This is a genomic window from Polaromonas sp. P3_C2, assembly GCF_056402675.1.
In genome coordinates this window covers 1-1,462 of the sequence record NZ_JBFUGX010000874.1, presented here as the reverse complement: position 1 = coordinate 1,462, position 1,462 = coordinate 1, and the positions used below count along the sequence as shown (strand labels likewise).

1 protein-coding gene and 1 pseudogene are annotated in these 1,462 nt (G+C 63.7%); one reads left to right on the top strand and one right to left on the bottom strand.

Translation table 11 applies throughout. The features are described from left to right. Positions 1-15 precede the first annotated feature (15 nt). A pseudogene (locus AC1DWI_RS22940) lies at positions 16-534 on the top strand (DMT family transporter); the annotation flags it as partial. On the opposite strand, the gene AC1DWI_RS22935 reads toward AC1DWI_RS22940, so the two are convergent. Next, positions 479-1,456 (bottom strand): LysR family transcriptional regulator, encoded by a 978-nt coding sequence (locus AC1DWI_RS22935; RefSeq protein ID WP_477725884.1) that lies wholly within the window; start codon positions 1,454-1,456, stop codon positions 479-481. The pseudogene AC1DWI_RS22940 and the gene AC1DWI_RS22935 overlap by 56 nt on opposite strands. Positions 1,457-1,462: the final 6 nt, after the last annotated feature.

The following is a 1,462-nucleotide window of genomic DNA, read 5'->3' as shown; positions in this document are numbered from 1 at the left end:
GTATAAGAGACAGCCTCACGCCAGTGGGCCGGTCTGGCGCTGGGGCTGGGCGGGCTGTTGCTGKTGGTTTCGCGCAAATTTGGCACGGGCCATGAAGTGACGGCGCTGACGCTGGCCTGCACGGTCTTTGCGTTGTTCAGCATCACTGCGGGAACGCTTTACCAAAAACGTTTTGTCAAACCTGCCGATGTGCGCAGTGCCAATGCCATTCAGCTGGCCGCTGCTTTCGTGGTGACTCTGCCGCTTGCGCTGTTTGAAACTGAAGCGATCACGTGGAACCATCAGGTTCTGGGCGCCATGGCGTGGTCGGTGCTGGTGCTCACGCTGGGAGGAAGCTCCCTCCTTTATCTTTTGATCCAGCGTGGCGCGGCAACAGCCGTGACCAGCCTGCTGTACCTGGTTCCGCCAACGACCGCCCTGATGGCATGGCTGTTGTTTGACGAACCCATTACGCTAAGCACGATTGCCGGCACCGCGCTCACGGCGTTGGGCGTGAGCCTCGTGGTGCGGGCCGCGAAGCCGGCGGCAGCGTAGTTTTCCAGGGCGCTTCCTGAAACTGTGCGACCAGGTGGTCAATCAGCAGGCGAATACGGCGTGGCTGGTCGGTGCGGTAGGGGGCCAGCCAGTGAATGTCGGCATCGGGCATTGAATAGGCCGGTAAAACGCGCACGAGCCGGCCCGATGCGATGTGCGGTGCAATATCCCAGAGGCTGCGCAGCATGATGCCGCGGCCTTCCATGCACCAGTCGCGTACCAGTTCCCCCGAATTGYTGGCCAGCGGGCCTTGCACGCGAACGCGTACCGCTGCTTTCTCTCGTTCCCTGTGCAGCGGCCAGACATCAAAACGCTGGCCCGGGGCATTGCCGTTTTCGCGCACGATCAGGCAGGCATGGTCCTGCAAGGCCTCCAGGCTGGCGGGCGAGCCGTGCTGTTTGATGTAGCGGGGCGAGGCCACCATGATGCGCTGGTTGCGTGCAAGACGGCGTGACACCCACTGCGCCGCCTGCCGCCCCTGTATCGACCAGAGCCAGATGGCGCCGTCGTAACCTTCCAGCGCGAGGTCGGGCAAATGCTCGGTGAGCTCCAGCTGTATCTCGACACGCGGATAACGCTCCTGGAATTCCGCCAGCGCAGGGCCCAGCCACAGGCGGCCGAATCCAAAAGTTGCAGCGAGCCGGATCAACCCTGTGGGCTCCGCTTTTCGCTCCTGCAACTCTGCCTCGAGCGCCTGGAAGCCCTGCAGGAGGAGGATGGCTCGTTCGCAGACTGTTTCGCCTTCAGCGGTGGGGCTGACGCGGCGGGTGGTGCGCTGGAACAGCCGTTGGCCCAGCCTGGCCTCCAGCGCGGCAAGCCGCTTGGTGACCACCGGTGGCGCTACATCCAGGCTTTGCGCTGCGGCCGCCAGGCTCCCGTGGTCGCGAACGGCAAGCACCAGTTCAAGGTCGCTGCGCTCCATTCATTC